The organism is Salegentibacter sp. UBA1130, assembly GCF_002311535.1.
GTDB lineage: Bacteria > Bacteroidota > Bacteroidia > Flavobacteriales > Flavobacteriaceae > Salegentibacter > Salegentibacter agarivorans.
This window is the reverse complement of the sequence record NZ_DCAP01000021.1, coordinates 69,531-88,911: the sequence shown is the minus strand read 5'-3', so window position 1 is coordinate 88,911 and position 19,381 is coordinate 69,531. Positions and strand designations below refer to the sequence as shown.

Below are 19,381 nucleotides of genomic sequence, written 5' to 3'. Positions count from 1 at the left end.
GCACCCTCAGGCAAACCAGTAATGGAAATATCTTTTGAAGTTCCATCGTAGGTGAAAGTTTTACCTTCAAAAGTTACTCCCGCGATCTCTGCATTTTCGATTACCAGGGAAACCTCTTTTGAAGTTGACAGGTAATTATGCGTTTCTTCTGCAGAAATAGTAACAGGATAAGTTCCTGCATTGGTATAACCTTGCTGAGGAGTATACGATAATTCAGCTTCTGAATGGTTTAGCGTTGCTGCAACATCCTTAACAGTACCATCATAAGTGAAAGTTTGAATAGCATCGGCAGTGATTAAGGCTTCAGCTTTGTTAATCACAAGATCAGCAGTCTGAACTTTATCATTAAAGTTTTCCTGACTGATAGTTGCTGTTACTTTATAAGTGCCAGCATTGGTTTGTCCGTTGTTCTCATATTTCACTGTGGCACCCTCAGGCAAACCAGTAATGAAAATATCTTTTGAAGTTCCATCGTAGGTGAAAGTTTTACCTTCAAAAGTTACTCCCGCGATCTCTGCATTTTCGATTACCAGAGAAACCTCTTTTGAAGTTGACAGGTAATTATGCGTTTCTTCCGCAGAAATAGTAACAGGATAAGTTCCTGCATCGGTATAGCCTTGCTGAGGAGTATATGATAATTCAGCTTCTGAATGATTCAGGCTTGCAGTTACATTCTTCTCAGTACCATCATAAGTAAAAGTTTGAAAAGCATCGGCAGTGACAACGGCTTCTGCTTTTTTGATGACAAGGTCAGCAATCAGAACTTTATCATTATAGTTTTCCTGGCTGATAGTTGCAGTTACTTTATAAGAACCTGCATTAATCTTATCATTGTTATTATAACTTACAGAAGCACCTTCTGGAAGACCGGTTACTTCGATAGTTTTTGAAGCTCCATCATATGTGTAAGTTTCTCCTTCAAAAGTTACTCCCTCGATTTCTGCATTGTCAATTACCAAGGAAACCTCCTTTGACGCTGACAAATAATTGTCAGTCTCTTCAGAAGAGATAGTAACTGGATAAGTTCCTGCATTGATATAGCCTTGCTGAGGAGTATAAGTCAATTGAGTTTCAGAATGGTTTAATGTTGCTGAAACATCCTTAACAATACCACCATAAGTGAACATTTGAATAGCATCGGCAATGATTACCGCTTCAGCTTTCTTGATCACAAGATCAGTAGTCAGGATTTTATCATTGTAGTTTTCCAGCGTTACAGTAGCAGTAACTTTGTAGGTCCCAGCATTGATTTGCCCGTTGTTAGCGTATGTTACTGTCGCTCCTTCAGGAAGACCGATTACCGCGATGGATTTTTTAGTACCATCATAGATAAAAGTATCTCCTTCAAAAGCTACTCCTTCGATCTCCGCATTTTCAATGACCAACGACACCTCTTTAGAAGCAGACAAATAGTTGTCGGTCTCTTCCGAAGAAATGGTAACAGGATAAGTTCCCGCATTGGTATATCCTTGCTGCGGAGCATAAGCCAATTGCGTTTCGGAGTGATTCAAATTTGCTTCAACATTTTTAACAGTTCCGTCGTACGTGAAAGTTTGCGTAGCTTCGGCAGTAATTATAGCTTCTGCTTTGTTGATCACAAGATCAGCAGTCAGGATTTTATTATTATAGTTTTCCTGGATTACTGTGGCAGTAACTTTGTAAGTTCCAGCATTGATTTTATCGTTGTTGTTATAACTTACAGAAGCACCTTCTGGAAGACCGGTTACAGCTAAATTGTGAACTTCATCATTATAAGTAAAAGTTTCATTCTCAAAAGCAACTCCTGTGATCTCTGCATTATCAACTACCAAAGACACTTCTTTTGAAGTAGCCAGATAATTGTCAGTTTCATCAACAGAGACAGTTACAGGATAAGTTCCTGCCTTGGTATAGCCTTGCTGTGGAGTATAGGTCAATTCAGCTTCTGTATGATTCAATTCTGCAGTCACTTCTTTTTCTGCTCCATCATAAGTAAAAGTTTGTGTATCATCTGCAGTGATTAACGCTTCTGCCTTTTCAATGACAAGATCAGCAGTCAGGATTTTGTCATTATAGTTTTTCTGGCTAACTGTTGCAGTTACTGTGTAAGTTCCTGCATTAATTTTATCGTTGTTGTTATAACTTACAGAAGCACCTTCTGGAAGACCAGTAACCGTGAGTGTTTTTGAAGCTCCATCATATGTATAAGTTTCACCTTCAAGAGTTACTCCCGTGGTCTCTGCATTATCAATTACCAAAGACACTTCTTTTGAAGTAGCCAGATAATTGTCAGTTTCTCCGACTGATACGGTTACAGGATAAGTTCCTGCATCGGTATAGCCTTGCTGAGGAGTATATGATAATTCAGCTTCTGTATGATTCAATTCTGCAGTCACTTCTTTTTCTGCTCCATCATAAGTAAAAGTTTGTGTATCATCTGCAGTGATTACCGCTTCTGCCTTTTCTATGGTTAGATCGGCAGTTTTATAGGTAAGATCATAGTTGCTGCTTAAGTTTAATGTACCCTGTTGAATAGTATAGGAGCCAGCATTTTCCCCATTCTCACGGATCAGTTCTCCCGTAATAGTATCATCTCCTACTAAATCTCCGGCAGCAATCTCGTAAGTCAGTTCAGGATCAGGACCCCCATAGATTTTCGACTTATTATCTGCCGCTATGGTAATTGCTGCTTTATTAACGCTTAAAGTTTGTGTTACAGGTTCTGCCGAAAAAGTTTCCTCATCTCCTTCCTGGGTTGCTGTGATTTGAGTAGTTCCAACTTTCAAAATAGTAGCCTTATTCCCCGAGATTGATATTATATCAGTATCCTGGGCAGTGTAAGTGACAACCAAGCCCTGATCGGTAACTTCATCACCCAGGATAAATTCATCGTCTCCATAAGCTTTTGTGGAAATTTCTGGGAAAGTGATGTTTTGATCTAATTTGTTGATGGTGGTGAATGTCCAGGTATTGGAATCCCGCGTAAATCCATCAAAATCATTTTCAGCTTGATCCTGAACAAAACCGCCAGATAGTCCAATACTGATTTTTGTATTGACTGGTAAGGCAATATCTAATGGAATCGAAACACTAAGATTATCTTCTGCAACTTCGATCAAATCCAGATCCACAGTTTCCGAAAGATCAAAAGTTCTAAGCACCGTAGACCCATTATTGACTGTCAGCGTACCTGAAGTTCCCAAAGCGATTTCCTCGTCAAACGTGATTTTTAGCGAAGGCTGAAGCGTAACATCAGTGGCATTATTTGCCGGCGACAGCGTAGTGAGTGCCGGAGCTGTTTCATCTATTACAGTGATGGTAAAGGCTTGCTCGATGAACCCGGTTTCATTTTCGGCCCTTAATACCACAGGATGATCACCTACATCAGATTTAGTAGGCGTTCCGGTTAATACCGCTCCCGTCTGAAGGCGATAAACTTCATTGGTACTATACTTCGCATAGACCAAAGAGCCGCTCGAAGTAAAAGAGAGGCTCCAAATATTATCAGTCTCACTAAGCGAAACAACTTCGAAGGAACTGAAATCTGAAGTGTACTTCCTGACTCCACCGTTTGACATCGAAAGATAGAAATTACCCGATGCATCAACTCGAATAGAGGATACGTTCCTCGGTAGATTGGAAAGAACCGTACTGACTGATGTTCCATCATATTTTAAGATGGTATTATTTCCCCAGGTAGCGATGTATAGATTATCTTCATCGTCGAAGGTTAATCCAAATGGGCCGTATGTTGGTATTCCATCAGCGTCGGTTAAAACCACCTCTACCGCTTTGGTAGATTCATTTATTTTCAATATCTCACTATTACTATAATTGGCGGCATAAATAAATCCATCTTTATCTGTCAAAGAAAGAACTCCACCGGATCGGGCGATAAAAACCTCTTCTGTGGCTGATGGATCGTTAAGCGGTACCCTTGTGATAGACTGTGTAGAATTATAATATCTAGGGATATAAACATATCCATTCGCAATATGGAGTGCATAAACGCTTCCTGGTATCATTCCTGACTTCCAGGAAGTAGAAGTACCATCCGGTTCTATTTTAAAAATTTCGGTTCCATTTTGTCTGATGGCATAAATATTTCCCTCTTCATCTCCGGCTACACCAGACAAATATACACCTGAAGGAATATCACCAAATTGAGCGGCGGTACCTACTCCATCTGTACTAAAGCTCGACCAAGCAGGTAGGGTGGGTGCACTTAAGATTGTTTCCAAATTTCCTTCTACCGAAGCTACTACACCATAATTGTATTGTTGACCGTAAGGAATAGTTTTCGCTGGTGTACTGGTAATAGATGGTGGGTTTTGTGAAGTCAAGGTTGCAAAACTTTCCACTCCGCCATAACTAGTCCCTTCAGTGTTAGTCGCATAGGCTTGGTAATAATAATTTGTGGAACCGCTTAAACCAGAAACACTTTCTTCAAAAGTACCTGTTCCACTACCATTACTAATTTGGGTTACCCCAGATCCTCCTATGGTTGGAGTATTGTCTGAACTGGAATAGACAAAGCCGCGCTCTGTAACGGTAGCTCCGCCATCAGAAGTGATATTTCCGTTCAGTATAGCCTGGGAAGAATTTACCTCCGTAGCTGAAATTGTACTTACAACTGGAGTAGTGCTTGACAGTAACACAATTGGGTTTGGCCCAAAAGCTTCATCGATAGGCTGACCGGAGGGATATGAAGTCCTAATTAAGCGCCAAGAATGGGAGCCAGCACCTTTATTGGTTACATTATCTACAATAATTTGAACCTGGGCCCCAGCGGCGATATTTGAATCTGTTAAACTAACCTCCATCAGCCCTGTATTCCAGTTTCGAATTGAGAAGTCTTGATCCACACCATTCACCTTTACAGTAACATTCTGTTTTTCGGCATCGGTGATTTTATTATTATTAGAGCTTTCTCCAAGAAAGGGAACTTCCCATCCATCATAATTAATAACGTAAAGAATATTGGTAGGATTGGGCGTTACAATTTCATAATTAAATGTATACGTTACCCCGGTGGTATTCGCAACATTACTGGAACTTGTCCATGAAAAATTTTCAAAACTATAAGCGACATTAAATGAAAAGATCTTCTCAAAAGTATCTATTCCATCACTAGTCTGTATCCGTATACTATTTAATCCTTCAGGGATGAATTCTCCACTCACCTTAAATCGTACATAAGAATCTACCCCAGATTTTACTATTTCATAACTACTGTTATTATCATCTCCTTCCCCAGCAATTAAAGTATAGGTAAATGTATCCGTTGGATCAGCATCAGTTGTTGTAAGTTTTGCGAATGGACTTTGATTTCGACTTACATTATATAGCGGTAACTTAATATCAGTAGGGGGATTGTTCACAGCGCTAGTTATAAAACTCTCTACCCCACCATAAGTTGTCCCTTCACTATTGGTCGCATAGGCTTGGTAATAATAAGACGTGGAAGCGCTCAATCCCGTAAGTGCCTCGCTGAAAGCACCTATTCCACTTCCATCATGGGCTTGAGTCACTCCCGATTCTCCTATTGTTGGGGTTTGGTCTGAGGATGAGTACACAAAACCACGCTCGTATACTGGGTCTCCGCCATCGGCAGCTACTTCTCCATTTAAAGTAGCTTCGGTGGCGGTTATGGAAGATGCAGCTGAAGTTGTTGCTGTTGGAACTGTTGTTGGGGAAACAGCCGGCTCAAAATCAATATTATCCAATCCCACCAAGTAATATGCAGTGGATGGAATTTTTATCTGAAATCGTACCTGATCAATATTTTCCCAATTTGAACCAAAAGTCAAGAGACCTGAAACATCACCCCCTCCCTCTGAATACAAATTAGAATAAACTACGGCATCATTTCCAAAACCATAAGTACCCGCAGTTAACATATTTATTTCCACGGCTACTTTCTGGACTCCATCATCATAACCAATTACTTTATATTCCGTAGCATATCCCCTAAAATCAGAGTAGGTCTCTATGTTAAGAGAGACGAGTTTAAAATTATTGGTATTATCAATGCTAAAAAACTCAGCATAACCTCCAGCTTCGGCCACATTGTTTCCAATCAGTAATGCTTTTCCTGAAAACGCAGGATGTGGTGAGATTGCTGATACTTCATCAACACCAACGAATCGGTCAGAGCCAGGGCCTCCTGTATATCGAACTCCATCAATACCTAAGGATAGGTTTTGATAAGAATTACTTAAAGGTTGAGCATCAAAATTCTGGTCTGCTGGCGTTTGAGCGAATGGCGTTCCACTAATGAAAAAGGTTAAGATAAATAATATTAAAAAGCTCTTGTTACAGATGATCAGAGCTTGTATTTTGTTGTAAAATTGTTGCATAGATTAAGATTCAATATAGGTTATAACAAAGAATTGCAGGCCTCAGATTGTAGGAAAAAATGAAGGATAGGGCTAAAGAATAATCTCAGATTAGTAGGATATCTAAGTTGTTGAATTATTCTTCATAACCACTCCGAGCATTAATGTTAGTCCGGGATAGTTAAAAACTGTTTTAAATGTTTCGGATTTGAACTGAAGTAGACAGATTAAATGCCGACTTGAAAATCGTAGAAGTGTAAAAGTTCATCATATGAGAGTAGGTTAAGAATTTTATATCATTGGTGTGAAAATTTCACAAGACCAAAATTTGAAATGTGCACTATTTATTTACCAAACAAAAAAAGTCTAAATAAAATGTTAAGACTGTTAAAATAAGAAAAATGAGGTGTCCAAATCTGATTTGAGCACGGGTTGTTTTCCGAAACCGGAGCTTTTAGGCTGTTAATTTAAGGTGCTGGCATATTCGCTGGGGCTAATGTTTATAAGACTTTTAAAAGTTTTACTGAAGGAAGTTCTTGTGGCGTATCCGCATTCTTCGGCTAAAGCATCGATAGTATTATTTTCCAGGTAGCCTTGTTCAATTAAATTCCTGGCATGCTCTGTACGCAAGGTATTTTTATATGCAGCGAAACTTAATCCATAGTATTGTTTTAAAAAATATGAAATATGATGGGAAGGCATATCCAACTTTTTGGCACATTCAGATAGATTAAAATTTTTATCTAAATGACAGTTGTTTTCCTTCAAACGTTTGAGTTTGACCAGTACTTCTTCCTTTTCTAAGCCAAATTTCAGGCCTTCAGTTTCTTCATGTAAAATAAAATTTGCGTCAGGTCTTTGCTTTTGCGGATATCCATACAATATACTGGGAAAGTAAATTGGAATTATACCAATTAGGAAAAGGGCAATATACAATAGAAGCGTAATTATTCCACCATTTTTACCTATTATGATTAATGAGTCGAAAATTTCAACCAACATCATTTTTTCCAGGGCATAAATAATAGCCAACAAAGCCATTATCATCAGGATTCCCCAGAAAATCAACAACCACTTGTTGAGAATATTTTTTAATTCATCATTATCGCCATTTTTTATAAAAAATCTGATTTCAGGAATTATTGTAACCAAGACCCCGAGCTGCCATAGGTGTCTCATAAGAAGATGTTGATCAAGGCTTAGCAGCAAGTATTCTGCATTGAGCCTTGTCTCAGGGTTTGAGATTGCTCCTGATATAATATTTTGATAAACACTTTCTGGTTGAAGATAAACGTAAGTAACATCTATCAAACCTAATAAAAAAGGAACAAGTAAAATTAATTCCGTTTTATCAAAGCTTAAATGATCCGTCAAAATAACTTTAAAATAATAATATATAGGAATGAAAATAAGATTATAGGGTAGTAAGGGCCATAAAAAAAACCATTGAAAATGCTCTAAATATCCCCCATCTATTATATAAGCCTGCAATGCATAAACCGATAATAGAAAATAAAAGCTACCCAGGATGCGAGTTGCAACTGTATTAACGGATTTTTTAAAAAATAAAGTGGTAGTTAGCACAAAGCCGAAGATGGCTGCGAGAAGCAATATTATAATCATTTAACTTTAAATTTTCTCTCAATAATAAGCTTGCTATTTCGATGCAATTCTCCTCACAATGAATAAAGCTACATCAATGAATAATCAGGTCACCTAAGGGTTATGTTGTATTTTAAGATATATTTAACAGCAAATATAAAAAGATAATTAATATGATTTAGAATGCATTAAAAAAAAATCATCCCCATTGATATTTTAAAATATTCAATTCTAAATAATTTATGCTGTAGCTTAGTAAATTATTTACCCTCAATCCGAAGTAAGCTATGGTTTTGAGATTCCAAGATAAGGTTAGCATTGGTTCTATAGGTTAAGGAATTTTGAACTTGTTTAGGTCTTAAATATTTAAGAGCGAATTAATATCCGTTCAATACAGTGATTCTAAGGTTTTATATAATTTACGTAAAAAAAGATGATAGAAGATCTACTTAGTTTTCTAACACTGGTTTTTTTAATTTTACTTATCCGATCGTTTCGGGTAAATACTTCATTAAATAAAAAAATTACCTTAATTGAAAAATCCTTAATTAGGATTAAAGCAAGAAATCAGGCTAAACGACTCAATAAGTAGTAATTTTAATTTAAAACGGGATTTAAGAGGGCCTACCTTCAAATATAGCTTTTGCCTTCCTGAAAATCCTCTCAAAGTTGTGTTCTAAATCATCTTTTGAATACCTATTTTTCTTCTTATCATCCGGTAGTTGCCTCTTTATTTGTTGCAATTTAAACTGTAGTCTTTTATCCTGCCCATCGGCATAGCTTATTATTGAAAATTATATTTTGATTTCGAGGCCTCCCGATGCTTCGGGACGGAGCATTTAAACTCGATTATCGAGTAAAATTTTTCTTCTATTACAATTCAGAATCATAGGCGAAAATTAATTATAGAATACGTATTAGCTGAAGCGCCACCGTACCTGGGAGCAATTGATCAAAGCCTTGATTACTTCAGAATAATATCATCAATAAAGTGGATATTGCTAAGCCCGTTTAATAAGTAATGCAGAAGAAGGATAAAAGAAAAATAATCTCTAAAAAATAAAAATTCCCGTATATGGCAAATATGGCCCGCCGTGGCTTTTAAGCGGGAAAAAAATATATGGATTATTACCTTGAAGAGCTAGATGTTATCTGGCTTATGGGGATACCTAAAAAATAAATATAGACCTAATAACGCCATAAAACTTCCTGGAGAAAACTCAGCGATCAATATGGCTACTGTTGAAGTATCATTTAAATTGATTAAATTAAAAAATAAAATAGCACGAATCAATTCAAAAAAGAACCCTAAATCTAATGAAGATATTTTCATACCTTCTTTTATTTATCTCCCTTCAAACATACGGACAAGAAGTTAAAGGATATTTATATAATGCTAATGGTCGAATTGATCATAATATAACAGTGAAGAATATAACTCAACAACTGAATTCTACGTCTGATGGAAATGGCTTTTTTAAAATAAGTGCTAATGTTCAGGATACCATAGTTTTTAAGTCGATTTTATATGAAGAAGAAAACCTTATAATTGAAAGAAATCACCTAACCAACAATATTGTAATAGAATTAAAAAATACAACGCTGGACGAGGTAAAGATTCGTAATCGCAATTTTAAAACGGTACCTATTGAAAAATTAGATGAAAAATTATATTATTCCCTCCAACAGGACATTCTAAAAAACCCTACATTTTACGAACCCCACAAAGGTAATATTATTTATCTTTTACAAGCGGTTAAGGGCTTACTGAGTAAGAAAAAAGAAGCCCGCAAAACGGATCTTCCCAACCAAAAAATGATCAGTTATAATGAGCTCAAAATATTATTCAAAAAGGATGATATTTTAAATAAACAGTTCTTACTTGAGAATCTTTCAATCCCTAAAAGCTATCATCCCTTATTTTTAGATTTTCTTGTATCGAAGAAAATTAATTCTAATTTATTGCAGGAAAAGAAAAAACTTGACTTAATAAATCTGATTTATAATGCAGGAAAGGAATATAGGGAAATCAATCAACTTTAATGAAATACTTTTAGTTAGTAACAGGAAAGTCTAGGACCATTTATATGTTAACTGAGACAATCGCAGAAGAAATCAAAACTGGTCATCTAAAAATAAATGTTAGCATAGGTATTTCAGAAACAGTCGTAGGATTTCAGGCAACCTGGTATGTCCATCATCATAAGTATTCCAATAAACAACGGTATAAACAACCAACGCTAATTTATTAAGAAATTTATGTTTTAAAAAAGGACATACTTTAAAAAAAATTGAATTATCTGTAAAAATATTAATAAATAATTAACAGAATTAACACCTAAATTTGAGCTGTAATTCAGATGTTATTATGTCGTATTCTAAGTTGGTTCTAATTTTAATTCTAATACTTTTCGGAAACAGTACGATTAATTTGTATGCTTCGGATACTGAATCAATTCATACTAAAAATCAGGTTGAAGCTGAATTATCAGAAGACCTGAAATTATTATCCCCAAGCCATCTTTCTACTTCAATAGAGTTTTCACATTACCGATCCAGCAACTATTCAATCATCTATCGGTATTTGGAAAATGCCAGCGCGCTTTCAAAATTAAAAGCCTACTATTCAAAAAACCGATTTATAAAGCCGGGCTTAGATCTTTCAGCTATCATTTTTCCATTTCATTTTTTTCTTTAGAATTCCGGTGAGGGTTCACCTACTAGTGTATTCATCTATCGGTGACATATCCCTATGGATATGTTTTACCAGCTCCTAATTTTTTAAGAATCACAATTTTAAATCCAGAAAAATGAAAATCGATTTTATAATTATTTCCAGTATATTAGTAATCATCTGTTTTTTACCTTTTATTATATTTCCTTTAATCGCAAACAAAGAGAAAAAAAATATCATAAACAGGTTTAAGGAAGAAGCCCAAAAACTAGGGCTTAATATTAGTTATGAACTCCTCTGGAATAACAACCTTGCAGGAGTAGATGTAGAAAAAAGGCAATTTTTATTTGTCCAAAAAACAGAAATGAATTTTGAAATAAGATTAATAAATTTAATTAAGATGGGGGATATTAAAATACGACCCCAAACTCATACCTACAAGATACAAGGAAAACCTGAAGAAATTCTAACGCGTATAGATCTTGAAATTTATGAGCAAAATTCACTGGATTTTCAGGTAATAACCTTGTTTGATCATGACCTGAATTATAATCAGGAGTTTGAATTAAATAATGCACAAAAACTGGCATTGGAATTACGGAAATACCTCTCCACTCAACCATACCTAAGACGTACTGCATAATGTTTTTATATATTATTTTATTAGCCCTTGGCCTGTTTCTTCTAATCAAAGGAGCAGGCTGGTTAGTCAGCGGTGCATCCACGATTGCTAGGAAGAAAAAAATATCTGATCTGGCAATTGGATTAACTATAGTTGCTTTTGGGACCTCTGCCCCTGAATTAGTGGTAAATTTAGCCGCTTCTATCGAAAACCATCAGGACATTGTTTTCGGAAATATAATTGGTAGTAATAATTTTAATTTATTCTTTATTCTTGGAGTAGCAGGATTAATCACCCCTTTAGCGGTTCAATCCAGTACGCTTTTTAAGGAGATTCCCATCTCATTATTGGCGGGATTAATGGTATTGCTAATGGCGAATAGTTATATTTTTCAGGAGGAAATTTTAAGCCGTGGGGATGGGATCATCCTGTTAATTCTGTTTTTAATATTTCTGGCTTATGTCTATACCCAACTAAAAAGTGAACCGGTACTTGAGGAAATCAAAGAAGTAAATTTACCGATTTGGAAAATTTGGGGATTAATCATCATTGGACTTATTGCACTAGTTGCCGGAGGGAGAATGGTGGTATCCAGTGCCGTATTTATGGCTACTGAAATGGGAGTTAGCGAAAAACTTATTGGTTTAACGATTATAGCGGCGGGAACTTCTTTACCTGAACTTGCTACTTCTGTGGTGGCTGCACTGAAAAAAAATAGTGATATCGCCATAGGTAACGTAATAGGTTCAAACATTTTCAATATTTTCTTTATCCTTGGTCTAAGCGCCACTGTGAGACCAATCGCATATGATGTAGCATTTAACCGAGATGTTTACTTACTTCTTGGAGGGACGACCCTATTATTCCTGCTCCTTTACCTTGGAAAGAAAAAACTGGGTAGACTTGCGTCTGCATTACTGGTAGTTATTTTTATCTCCTATACCATTTACCTGGTAAGCCAGGAAATCTAAACTATACGATGCTCAACGATATACTCACCTCCATGCTATGGAGTATTTCACCTTTTGGTGAGGCAAAGGTTGGAATACCTTATGCAATCTATAATAATGTAAACCACTACCTTGCTTTTACACTATGCTTTGCCGCTAATGTAATGGTCTTTCCGCTGATGCAATTTTTCCTGAAACATATCAACAAGTATTTGCTCAAGTGGCGCGTTTATAAAAAGTCTGCTATTTTCGTTGCCCGCAGAGCAAAATTAGGTGCTGGAAAAAATGTTCAGAAATATGGATTTTGGGGATTACTTTTTTTTGTGATGATGCCAATTCCTGGAACTGGCGTTTATGCCGGGACTATCGCTGCCTGGTTATTTGGTCTGGAAACGAAACAAGCTTTTATTGCTAATACCCTAGGGATTTATCTTTCATGTATAATAGTTTGGACACTAACAGTTTTATCTTTCCAGGGAGTTTATTAAAATTTGATTAATCCATTCTTTAAATTCTAATATGTTCGGTAACAGGGTACAATATAAAAAGCAACAGAGAATGCTATCGTACTATTGCTTTCAGGATTTTACCAGGTACATATTTTATAAAAGATTGAGTAAAACTTTTTTGTACCAGGTTTATTAATGTGCTTAACTAATTTGGTTCCCATTATAATAGTTTAAGAAGGGAATTCCCGATTTTGAGTATTTCTGAAAAAAACCTAGTGATCATTAAATTTGGTCATTCTATCTTAGGCAGTACGATATTATATATTTAAAAAATATCCATTCTTTAAATATACTTGTGCACTAATAAAACTCATTTACTTTTGTGAGTTTCAATTACAGTTCAATTTTAAAAGCTATAATAATAATTCTATGAGGTATTATTTTTTCATTTTAATTGCCATCCTTAGCATTTCTTGTAAAGAGACAGAAGACAAAATACTCTTACAACAACAATCTTCCAAAGCTTTAATTACTCCCAATGCCATGGTAGTTTCTGCACGTGCAGAAGCTTCCGCGATCGGGGTTAAAATTATGCAAAAAGGAGGTAATGCCTTTGATGCTATGGTAGCTACCGAAATGGCTCTGGCAGTAACCTATCCTTTTGCCGGGAACCTTGGGGGTGGCGGATTTATGGTCTATCGTGAAGCAGATGGGACCAAAGGTTCACTGGATTTTAGGGAAAAGGCACCTGGCGCTGCTACTAAAAAAATGTACCAAAATGAAAAAGGAGAAGTCAATACAGAAATTAGTCGGTATGGAGGTTTAGCTGTTGGAGTACCGGGTACGGTAGCGGGTATTTTTGCTGTACACGAGAAATTTGGTTCACTCCCTTTAGATACCATTCTGGTTCCAGTAGTAAAGCTGGCACGCAGTGGTTTTATTATTACCGAAAAACAACAAAATCGATTAGATAAATATCGAGAAGAATTGTTAAGAGAAAATCAGGATAGTATTTTATTTTCAAAGAATTACCAAATGGGTGATACCCTTAGAAATATTGCACTCGCCAATACCCTGGAAAAGATAATAAAAAATGGAAGAGATGAGTTTTACAATGGAACAATTGGGAATAAAATTGTGGCTTTTTTAGAGCAAAACGGCGGTATAATTACACAACAAGACTTAAAAGACTACGAAGTGCAATGGAGGGAACCCATAGAAGTTAAATATAAAGACCTTAATGTCATTTCAATGCCTCCACCTTCCAGTGGAGGTATTGTATTAGGACAGATCTTACAAATGATTGAACCCTATCCCCTTTCCCAATATGGGCATAACAATTTATCATATATTCAAGTATTAACAGAAGCCGAAAGAAGAGCTTATGCAGATAGGAACTATTATTTAGGAGATCCAGATTTTGTAGAAATTCCCACCGATAGCCTTCTTTCAACAGATTATTTGAAAAAAAGAATGCAATCTTACGATCCTAACCAAGCCACGCCTTCCAGCGAAATAAACTATGGGGAGATTAATGGTTGGGAAAGTATGGAAACTACCCACTACTCTATTGTAGATTCCTTGGGTAATGCAGTTTCCGTGACCACGACTCTTAATGGTGCCTACGGTTCCAAAATGTATATAGAAGAACTAGGTTTTTTCCTAAATAATGAGATGAATGATTTTAGTTCCAAACCAGGAGTACCTAATATGTTCGGTTTAATTGGAGCAGAAGCTAATTCGATAGCACCTGGCAAAAGAATGCTTAGTTCTATGACACCAACAATTGTAGAAAAAGACAATGATCTCTATATGGTAGTTGGAAGTCCTGGAGGTTCTACTATTATAACCTCGGTGCTACAAACAATTTTAAATGTAGAATCCTTTGGTATGACAATGCAAGAAGCGGTGGTCGCTCCCAGGTTTCATCATCAATGGCTCCCGGATGAAATCCTCTTCGAACCCAATGCATTTAAAAAGCAATTATTGGATTCACTTAAAGGTAAAGGATATCATATAAATGAAAACGATTCTCAGATTATAGGGAAAGTCAATGCCATTAAAATATTACCTACAGGTGAATTAGAAGGCGGTGCAGACCCAAGAGGTGATGAAGCAGCACGAGGATTTTAACGAAAACGGTTTTCGTTAAAGTTAATAACATATAGGTTTACTAGGTTTATGTTTTAGTATCTTCGTTTTTAAAATGAGATATTATGATAAAAAATTACTTAGTAGTTTGTTTTCTTTTACTGGGGGTTTTAGCCTTTGGACAGGAGCAAATTTCGGGAACAGTAGTAGATGATCAATCCCAGCCTTTACCGGGAGTGTCAGTTGCCATAAAGGGGACTAACCAGGGAACAGTTACCGATTTCGATGGTAATTATTCGATCAGTGCGTCTCTTGGACAAACACTTGTGTTTACTTTCGTAGGATTTGATCCACGGGAAGTACTGATAGACCAAACTACCATAGATGTCCAGATGGTAGCTGGAACTAATTTAGGAGAAGTAGTATTAGTGGGCTCCCGAAGTCGCAGCCGAACGGTAGTAGAGTCTGCCGTTCCCGTAGATGTTTTGGATATCCAGGAAATACAAACCGCAGTACCCCAGGTTAACCTTAACCAGATGCTTAATTATGTGGCTCCTTCATTTTCCTCAAATACACAAACTATTGCCGATGGTACCGATCACATTGATCCAGCTTCGTTAAGAGGACTTGGTCCAGATCAAGTTTTAGTCCTTATAAACGGTAAGAGAAGACATAATTCTTCCCTAATAAATGTAAATGGATCGTTCGGACGCGGAAGTGTAGGAACCGATTTAAATGCAATTCCAGCAGCGGCAATTCAAAGGATTGAAGTTTTACGAGATGGTGCGGCGGCTCAATATGGTTCAGATGCTATAGCGGGAGTTATTAATATCGTTTTAAATGAAGAAGTTGGAGAATTAAACCTAAATGTAACTTCAGGGGCGAATTTTTCTAAAAATGCAAATAAGCAAACCGGTGGAATAGATGGCGAAACAGTAAATGTAGCTGCCAGTTATGGTATCGCTTTAGGTGAAAATGGTGGCTTTGTTAATTTCTCCGGTGATTTTGATTATCGGGAACCCTATAACAGAATGGGAGAATGGGAAGGCTCTATTTTTAATGCCTACAACGCCATAGAACGTGTTGCTGCAAATAATGGTGCCGATATCTCTAATTTAAGCGATAGTCAAATTCAGGAATTTGCACAACAGGTCTCCTATTTTGATTCCGATTTTCAAAATGATATTGCCTCCGCTGACCGATCAGGATTACAAGATTTACTAAGTATGAATGTCACCGAAGCTGAATTGGATGCTCGCGGCCAACAACGCAGCGATTATAATATGAGGGTAGGACAATCGGCCCTTCGTGGCGGCCGGTTTTTTGCTAATCTTTCACTTCCTTTAGATGACAATGGAACCGAAATATATTCATTTGCCGGTATAAGTTCTAGAAGAGGAGAATCAGCAGGATTCTACCGATTACCAAATCAGAGTCGAACATATACTCCAATATATATTAATGGATTTCTTCCAAGAATTAATTCAAAAATTAAAGATCAATCCTTGGCAGCAGGTATTAAAGGAATGGTTGGTGATTGGAACGTAGATTTTAGTAATACGTATGGCCAAAACCGATTTGACTATCTTATTTCTAATACTTCCAATGCATCGTTAGAAGGCGCCTCTCCGACAAGTTTTGATGCCGGTGGATTTTCTTTTGCTCAGAACACTACGAACCTTGATATTTCTCAATACTTTGACGATGTGTTTTCAGGATTTAATATTGCTTTTGGAGCTGAACATCGTTGGGAGAAATATGAAATTACTGCAGGGGAAAAAGCTTCTTACGAACAGTATACCGAGAACGGAGATGTTATTACTAATGCATCACAAATTCCCGCACAAGATTTCTTCGGAAACTCTCGGGCTGGAGGTTCTCAGGTTTTTCCAGGATTTAGTCCAAAAAATGAAATTTCAAGAGAACGTAGTAGTGTAGCCGGATACCTTGATTTAGAAGCGGATTTGACTAACAAGTTTCTTTTAACCTTTGCTACAAGATTTGAAAATTATTCAGATTTTGGTTCGACTATAAATTTCAAACTTGCCTCACGATATAAACTTAGTGATAATGTAAATATTAGGGCAGCAGCCAATACTGGATTTAGAGCTCCCTCTTTGCACCAATTAAATTTTAATTCTACCTCCACCATTTTCAATGATGAAGGAGATCCGGTAGAAGTTGGAACCTTTTCAAATGATAGTCGTGCTGCACAATTACTTGGTATTCCAGAGCTAAAAGAGGAAACATCCCGTAGCTTAAGTGTTGGCCTTACTGCGAAAATCCCTGATGCTAATCTTACCTTCACTGCAGATGGATATTTTGTAGCTATAGATGACAGAGTAGTTTATACAGGTCAGTTTAGAGGTCCAGGGACGGGTACCGAATTAGATCAGTTACTCTCGCAGGCCAATGCCACAGCCGCAGCTTTCTTTGCAAATGCCATAGATACCGAATCCAAAGGAATTGACGCGGTTATTACTCATAATGCTATTTTTGGGGATAATTTTAAATTGAAATCAGATCTGGCCGCTACGTTTTCTAAAACAAAGCAAGTCGGCGATATTCAGGCTTCTCCAGAATTGGAGCGTGCAGGTTTAGTTGACACCTATTTTCCAGAGGATAGTCGTATTTATCTTGAAGAGGCTGTGCCAAGAACAAAAGTTAATTTAAGCAATAGTCTTATTGCAGGAAAATTCAACTTCTTCTTAAGAAATGTTTACTTCGGTAAAGTAACGGAGGCGGTTTCAGATCCGCTCAGACAACAGGAATTTGATGGGAAAGTAATAACCGATCTTTCTATAGGATTTAAAGCGACTAATGCTTTAACCTTAACTATTGGCTCAAATAATATTTTTGATATTTATCCAGATGCAGCGGATCCAGCTTTCGGAAACCGTAGTGATGGAAGGTTTGACTGGTCCAGGTCTGCCCAGCAATTTGGGTTTTCTGGTCGGTTTTTATTTGCCAGGTTGAGTATTAATCTCCAATAGAGATTTTTATAGAGTCTTATAAATAGTCCCCGGAATTATCTCGGGGATTTTTTATTTTAAATATTTGCTATTTATTTTCTAGATTTATATCTAAACTGATTTGAAAAAAGATAAAATTTAATTACCAATTAATATATTGGGCCACTGCCCCACCCCTATCTAAATAGATGTCTTTTATTGCTTGCCAACGTCTCATCCTATGAAAAGCAATAATCTTGTCTCTCAAAAATAATATTTTAAATTTCATTATTCCATACTCCTTCAATTTTTAGGGCGTTGAATTTTTAATGAAGCTTTGCTTCAGTAAGAATTCAATGCAAAATAACCAGCTCAGCATCCTATTTGTGGTCATCTCTTTGGACGCCACCAGCATCATTATGATTGGTTAAAGTAGCCCATCCACTAGCTATAAAATGTGATCCATTAATGGTCACCCGAGACGTTTTGTGGTATGGGCCTTATTCTTTGAGCTTGATCATTGATTTATATTTATGCTACAACCCCCACTTCATAAGGAGTTTTTGTTTTTATCACAGCTAAAGTCCGACTCAGTAATTTGTGAGCTACCTTAACTATTATTTTTTTGACATCTTTCCCCAGATGCTTCCGGTAGTAAGCCTGAATAACCGGGTCGGTTCTAATGGCCTGCCAGGCAGCTTCCACATAATAAGAGCGAATGAGCCCGTGACACCGTGGACTCATTCCCATAGATCTGGAAGTAGCTCCGCTTTGATATATACCGGGAACCAGCCCTACATATCCTGCAAGGTGTTTGAGGCTGCTAAAACGTCTGAGATCTCCCAGTTCTGCAATAATTCCTACCGCTACAATTCCGCCAATTCCCGGAATACTTCTTAGCAGGTAGTAGTCCTCTTTAAAATGTTTACGACAGTAGGCCCTGAGCTGACTGGAAACATCACGAAGCTCTTTATCTATAAACCTAAAGGTGCGCATCTTACTGGCCATAGTTTCCCGGGCAGTAGGATAATTAAACTGTTGGCTATCTACCCAATTCCGAAAAGCGTGGCTCCAGTGATCATTATCAAACTCCGGAGGAACTTTGATTCCAAAATAAAGTAGCTGCATCTTGATCATACATTTGATGCGCCTGAGGTCTTTAACTAATTCGTTCCGGCGACGGAAGAGACTGCGTAATTCTTCTCGTTCCTTACCTGGAACTATAATTCCTTCCAAACGCCCGTCCTTAAGTTCCCGACTAATCAATTGGGCATCGATACGGTCGGTTTTGGTATGGCGCTCCTTTCCTTTTCGATGGATATCAGCTGGATTTACCACCAGGGATTTCCAACCGAAACTCTCGAAGCTACGATGCGCAGAATAGCCACAACAACCAGCCTCATAAGCAGTGGTTACCTGGTAATCGGGAAAATGTTTCTGAACGTATGGATATAATTTCTCTGGCTCAGGTGGCATGGTAAAAGATTTCCCAGCAAAAAGATCTGTGCTGCAGTGTATCTTCCAGCTTCTCTTGTGGATGTCAATTCCTATGAATAACTTTGGTAAGGCAGTAACTCGGGTTTCCATATCTTTAGTTTTTATAGTGATTATTAAAGATACTCGATTACTGCTTTTTCATTGATGCTATAAAAACTGTGCGAGCGGGCGAGCGTGATTATCCGTAGGACAAGTGAGCTCGGAATTCCGATTTAAAACAGGTCTTAG

General features: G+C 37.1%; 9 protein-coding genes. 6 read left to right on the top strand and 3 right to left on the bottom strand.

Annotation, left to right across the window (positions count from 1 at the left end):
* Together B4F31_RS08390 and B4F31_RS08385 are read right to left on the bottom strand one after the other, a co-directional pair.
* Positions 1-6,338, bottom strand: a 6,338-nt coding sequence (locus tag B4F31_RS08390) for an MBG domain-containing protein (RefSeq protein WP_286761069.1), incomplete at its 3' end; no start/stop codon positions are given.
* Between the two features lie 441 nt (positions 6,339-6,779).
* Positions 6,780-7,808 (bottom strand): helix-turn-helix transcriptional regulator, encoded by a 1,029-nt coding sequence (locus B4F31_RS08385; RefSeq protein WP_286761068.1) that lies wholly within the window; start codon positions 7,806-7,808, stop codon positions 6,780-6,782.
* 1,428 nt (positions 7,809-9,236) lie between these two features.
* Between B4F31_RS08385 and B4F31_RS08380 the strand changes: the two genes are divergently transcribed.
* The 6 genes from B4F31_RS08380 to B4F31_RS08355 all read left to right on the top strand — a co-directional run bounded on the left by B4F31_RS08380 (position 9,237) and on the right by B4F31_RS08355 (position 17,698).
* Positions 9,237-9,962: a hypothetical protein gene (locus tag B4F31_RS08380; RefSeq protein WP_286761067.1), complete on the top strand. Its 726-nt coding sequence runs from the start codon at positions 9,237-9,239 to the stop codon at positions 9,960-9,962.
* Between the two features lie 767 nt (positions 9,963-10,729).
* Positions 10,730-11,236 (top strand): hypothetical protein, encoded by a 507-nt coding sequence (locus B4F31_RS08375; protein WP_093306536.1) that lies wholly within the window; start codon positions 10,730-10,732, stop codon positions 11,234-11,236.
* A complete protein-coding gene (locus B4F31_RS08370) occupies positions 11,236-12,186 on the top strand; it encodes a calcium/sodium antiporter (protein ID WP_093306533.1) in 951 nt (316 codons plus the stop codon). The genes B4F31_RS08375 and B4F31_RS08370 overlap by 1 nt, the downstream gene beginning before the upstream one ends.
* A gap of 8 nt (positions 12,187-12,194) precedes the next feature.
* Positions 12,195-12,653 carry a COG2426 family protein gene (locus B4F31_RS08365; protein WP_286761066.1) on the top strand — a complete coding sequence of 153 codons (459 nt, stop codon included), beginning with the start codon at positions 12,195-12,197 and terminating at the stop codon, positions 12,651-12,653.
* 390 nt (positions 12,654-13,043) lie between these two features.
* Positions 13,044-14,747 carry a gamma-glutamyltransferase gene (gene ggt, locus B4F31_RS08360; RefSeq protein ID WP_286761065.1) on the top strand — a complete coding sequence of 568 codons (1,704 nt, stop codon included), beginning with the start codon at positions 13,044-13,046 and terminating at the stop codon, positions 14,745-14,747.
* A gap of 83 nt (positions 14,748-14,830) precedes the next feature.
* Entirely contained in the window at positions 14,831-17,698 is a 2,868-nt protein-coding gene (locus B4F31_RS08355; protein WP_286761064.1) for a TonB-dependent receptor, read from the top strand.
* Between the two features lie 489 nt (positions 17,699-18,187).
* Here B4F31_RS08355 and B4F31_RS08350 read toward each other — a convergent pair whose 3' ends face one another.
* On the bottom strand, positions 18,188-19,243 hold the full coding sequence (locus B4F31_RS08350; protein ID WP_286761063.1) for an IS110 family transposase: 1,056 nt from the start codon (positions 19,241-19,243) through the stop codon (positions 18,188-18,190).
* Between the last annotated feature and the right edge of the window lie 138 nt (positions 19,244-19,381).

Excerpts from the sequence above, each read along its gene's own strand:
- B4F31_RS08350 (WP_286761063.1), bottom strand. The coding sequence starts at position 19,243 with ATGGAAACCCGAGTTACTGCCTTACCAAAGTTATTCATAGGAATTGAC.
- B4F31_RS08365 (WP_286761066.1), top strand. The coding sequence starts at position 12,195 with ATGCTCAACGATATACTCACCTCCATGCTATGGAGTATTTCACCTTTT.
- B4F31_RS08380 (WP_286761067.1), top strand. The coding sequence starts at position 9,237 with ATGAAGATATTTTCATACCTTCTTTTATTTATCTCCCTTCAAACATAC.
- B4F31_RS08370 (WP_093306533.1), top strand. The coding sequence starts at position 11,236 with ATGTTTTTATATATTATTTTATTAGCCCTTGGCCTGTTTCTTCTAATC.
- B4F31_RS08355 (WP_286761064.1), top strand. The coding sequence starts at position 14,831 with ATGATAAAAAATTACTTAGTAGTTTGTTTTCTTTTACTGGGGGTTTTA.
- B4F31_RS08375 (WP_093306536.1), top strand. The coding sequence starts at position 10,730 with ATGAAAATCGATTTTATAATTATTTCCAGTATATTAGTAATCATCTGT.
- ggt (WP_286761065.1), top strand. The coding sequence starts at position 13,044 with ATGAGGTATTATTTTTTCATTTTAATTGCCATCCTTAGCATTTCTTGT.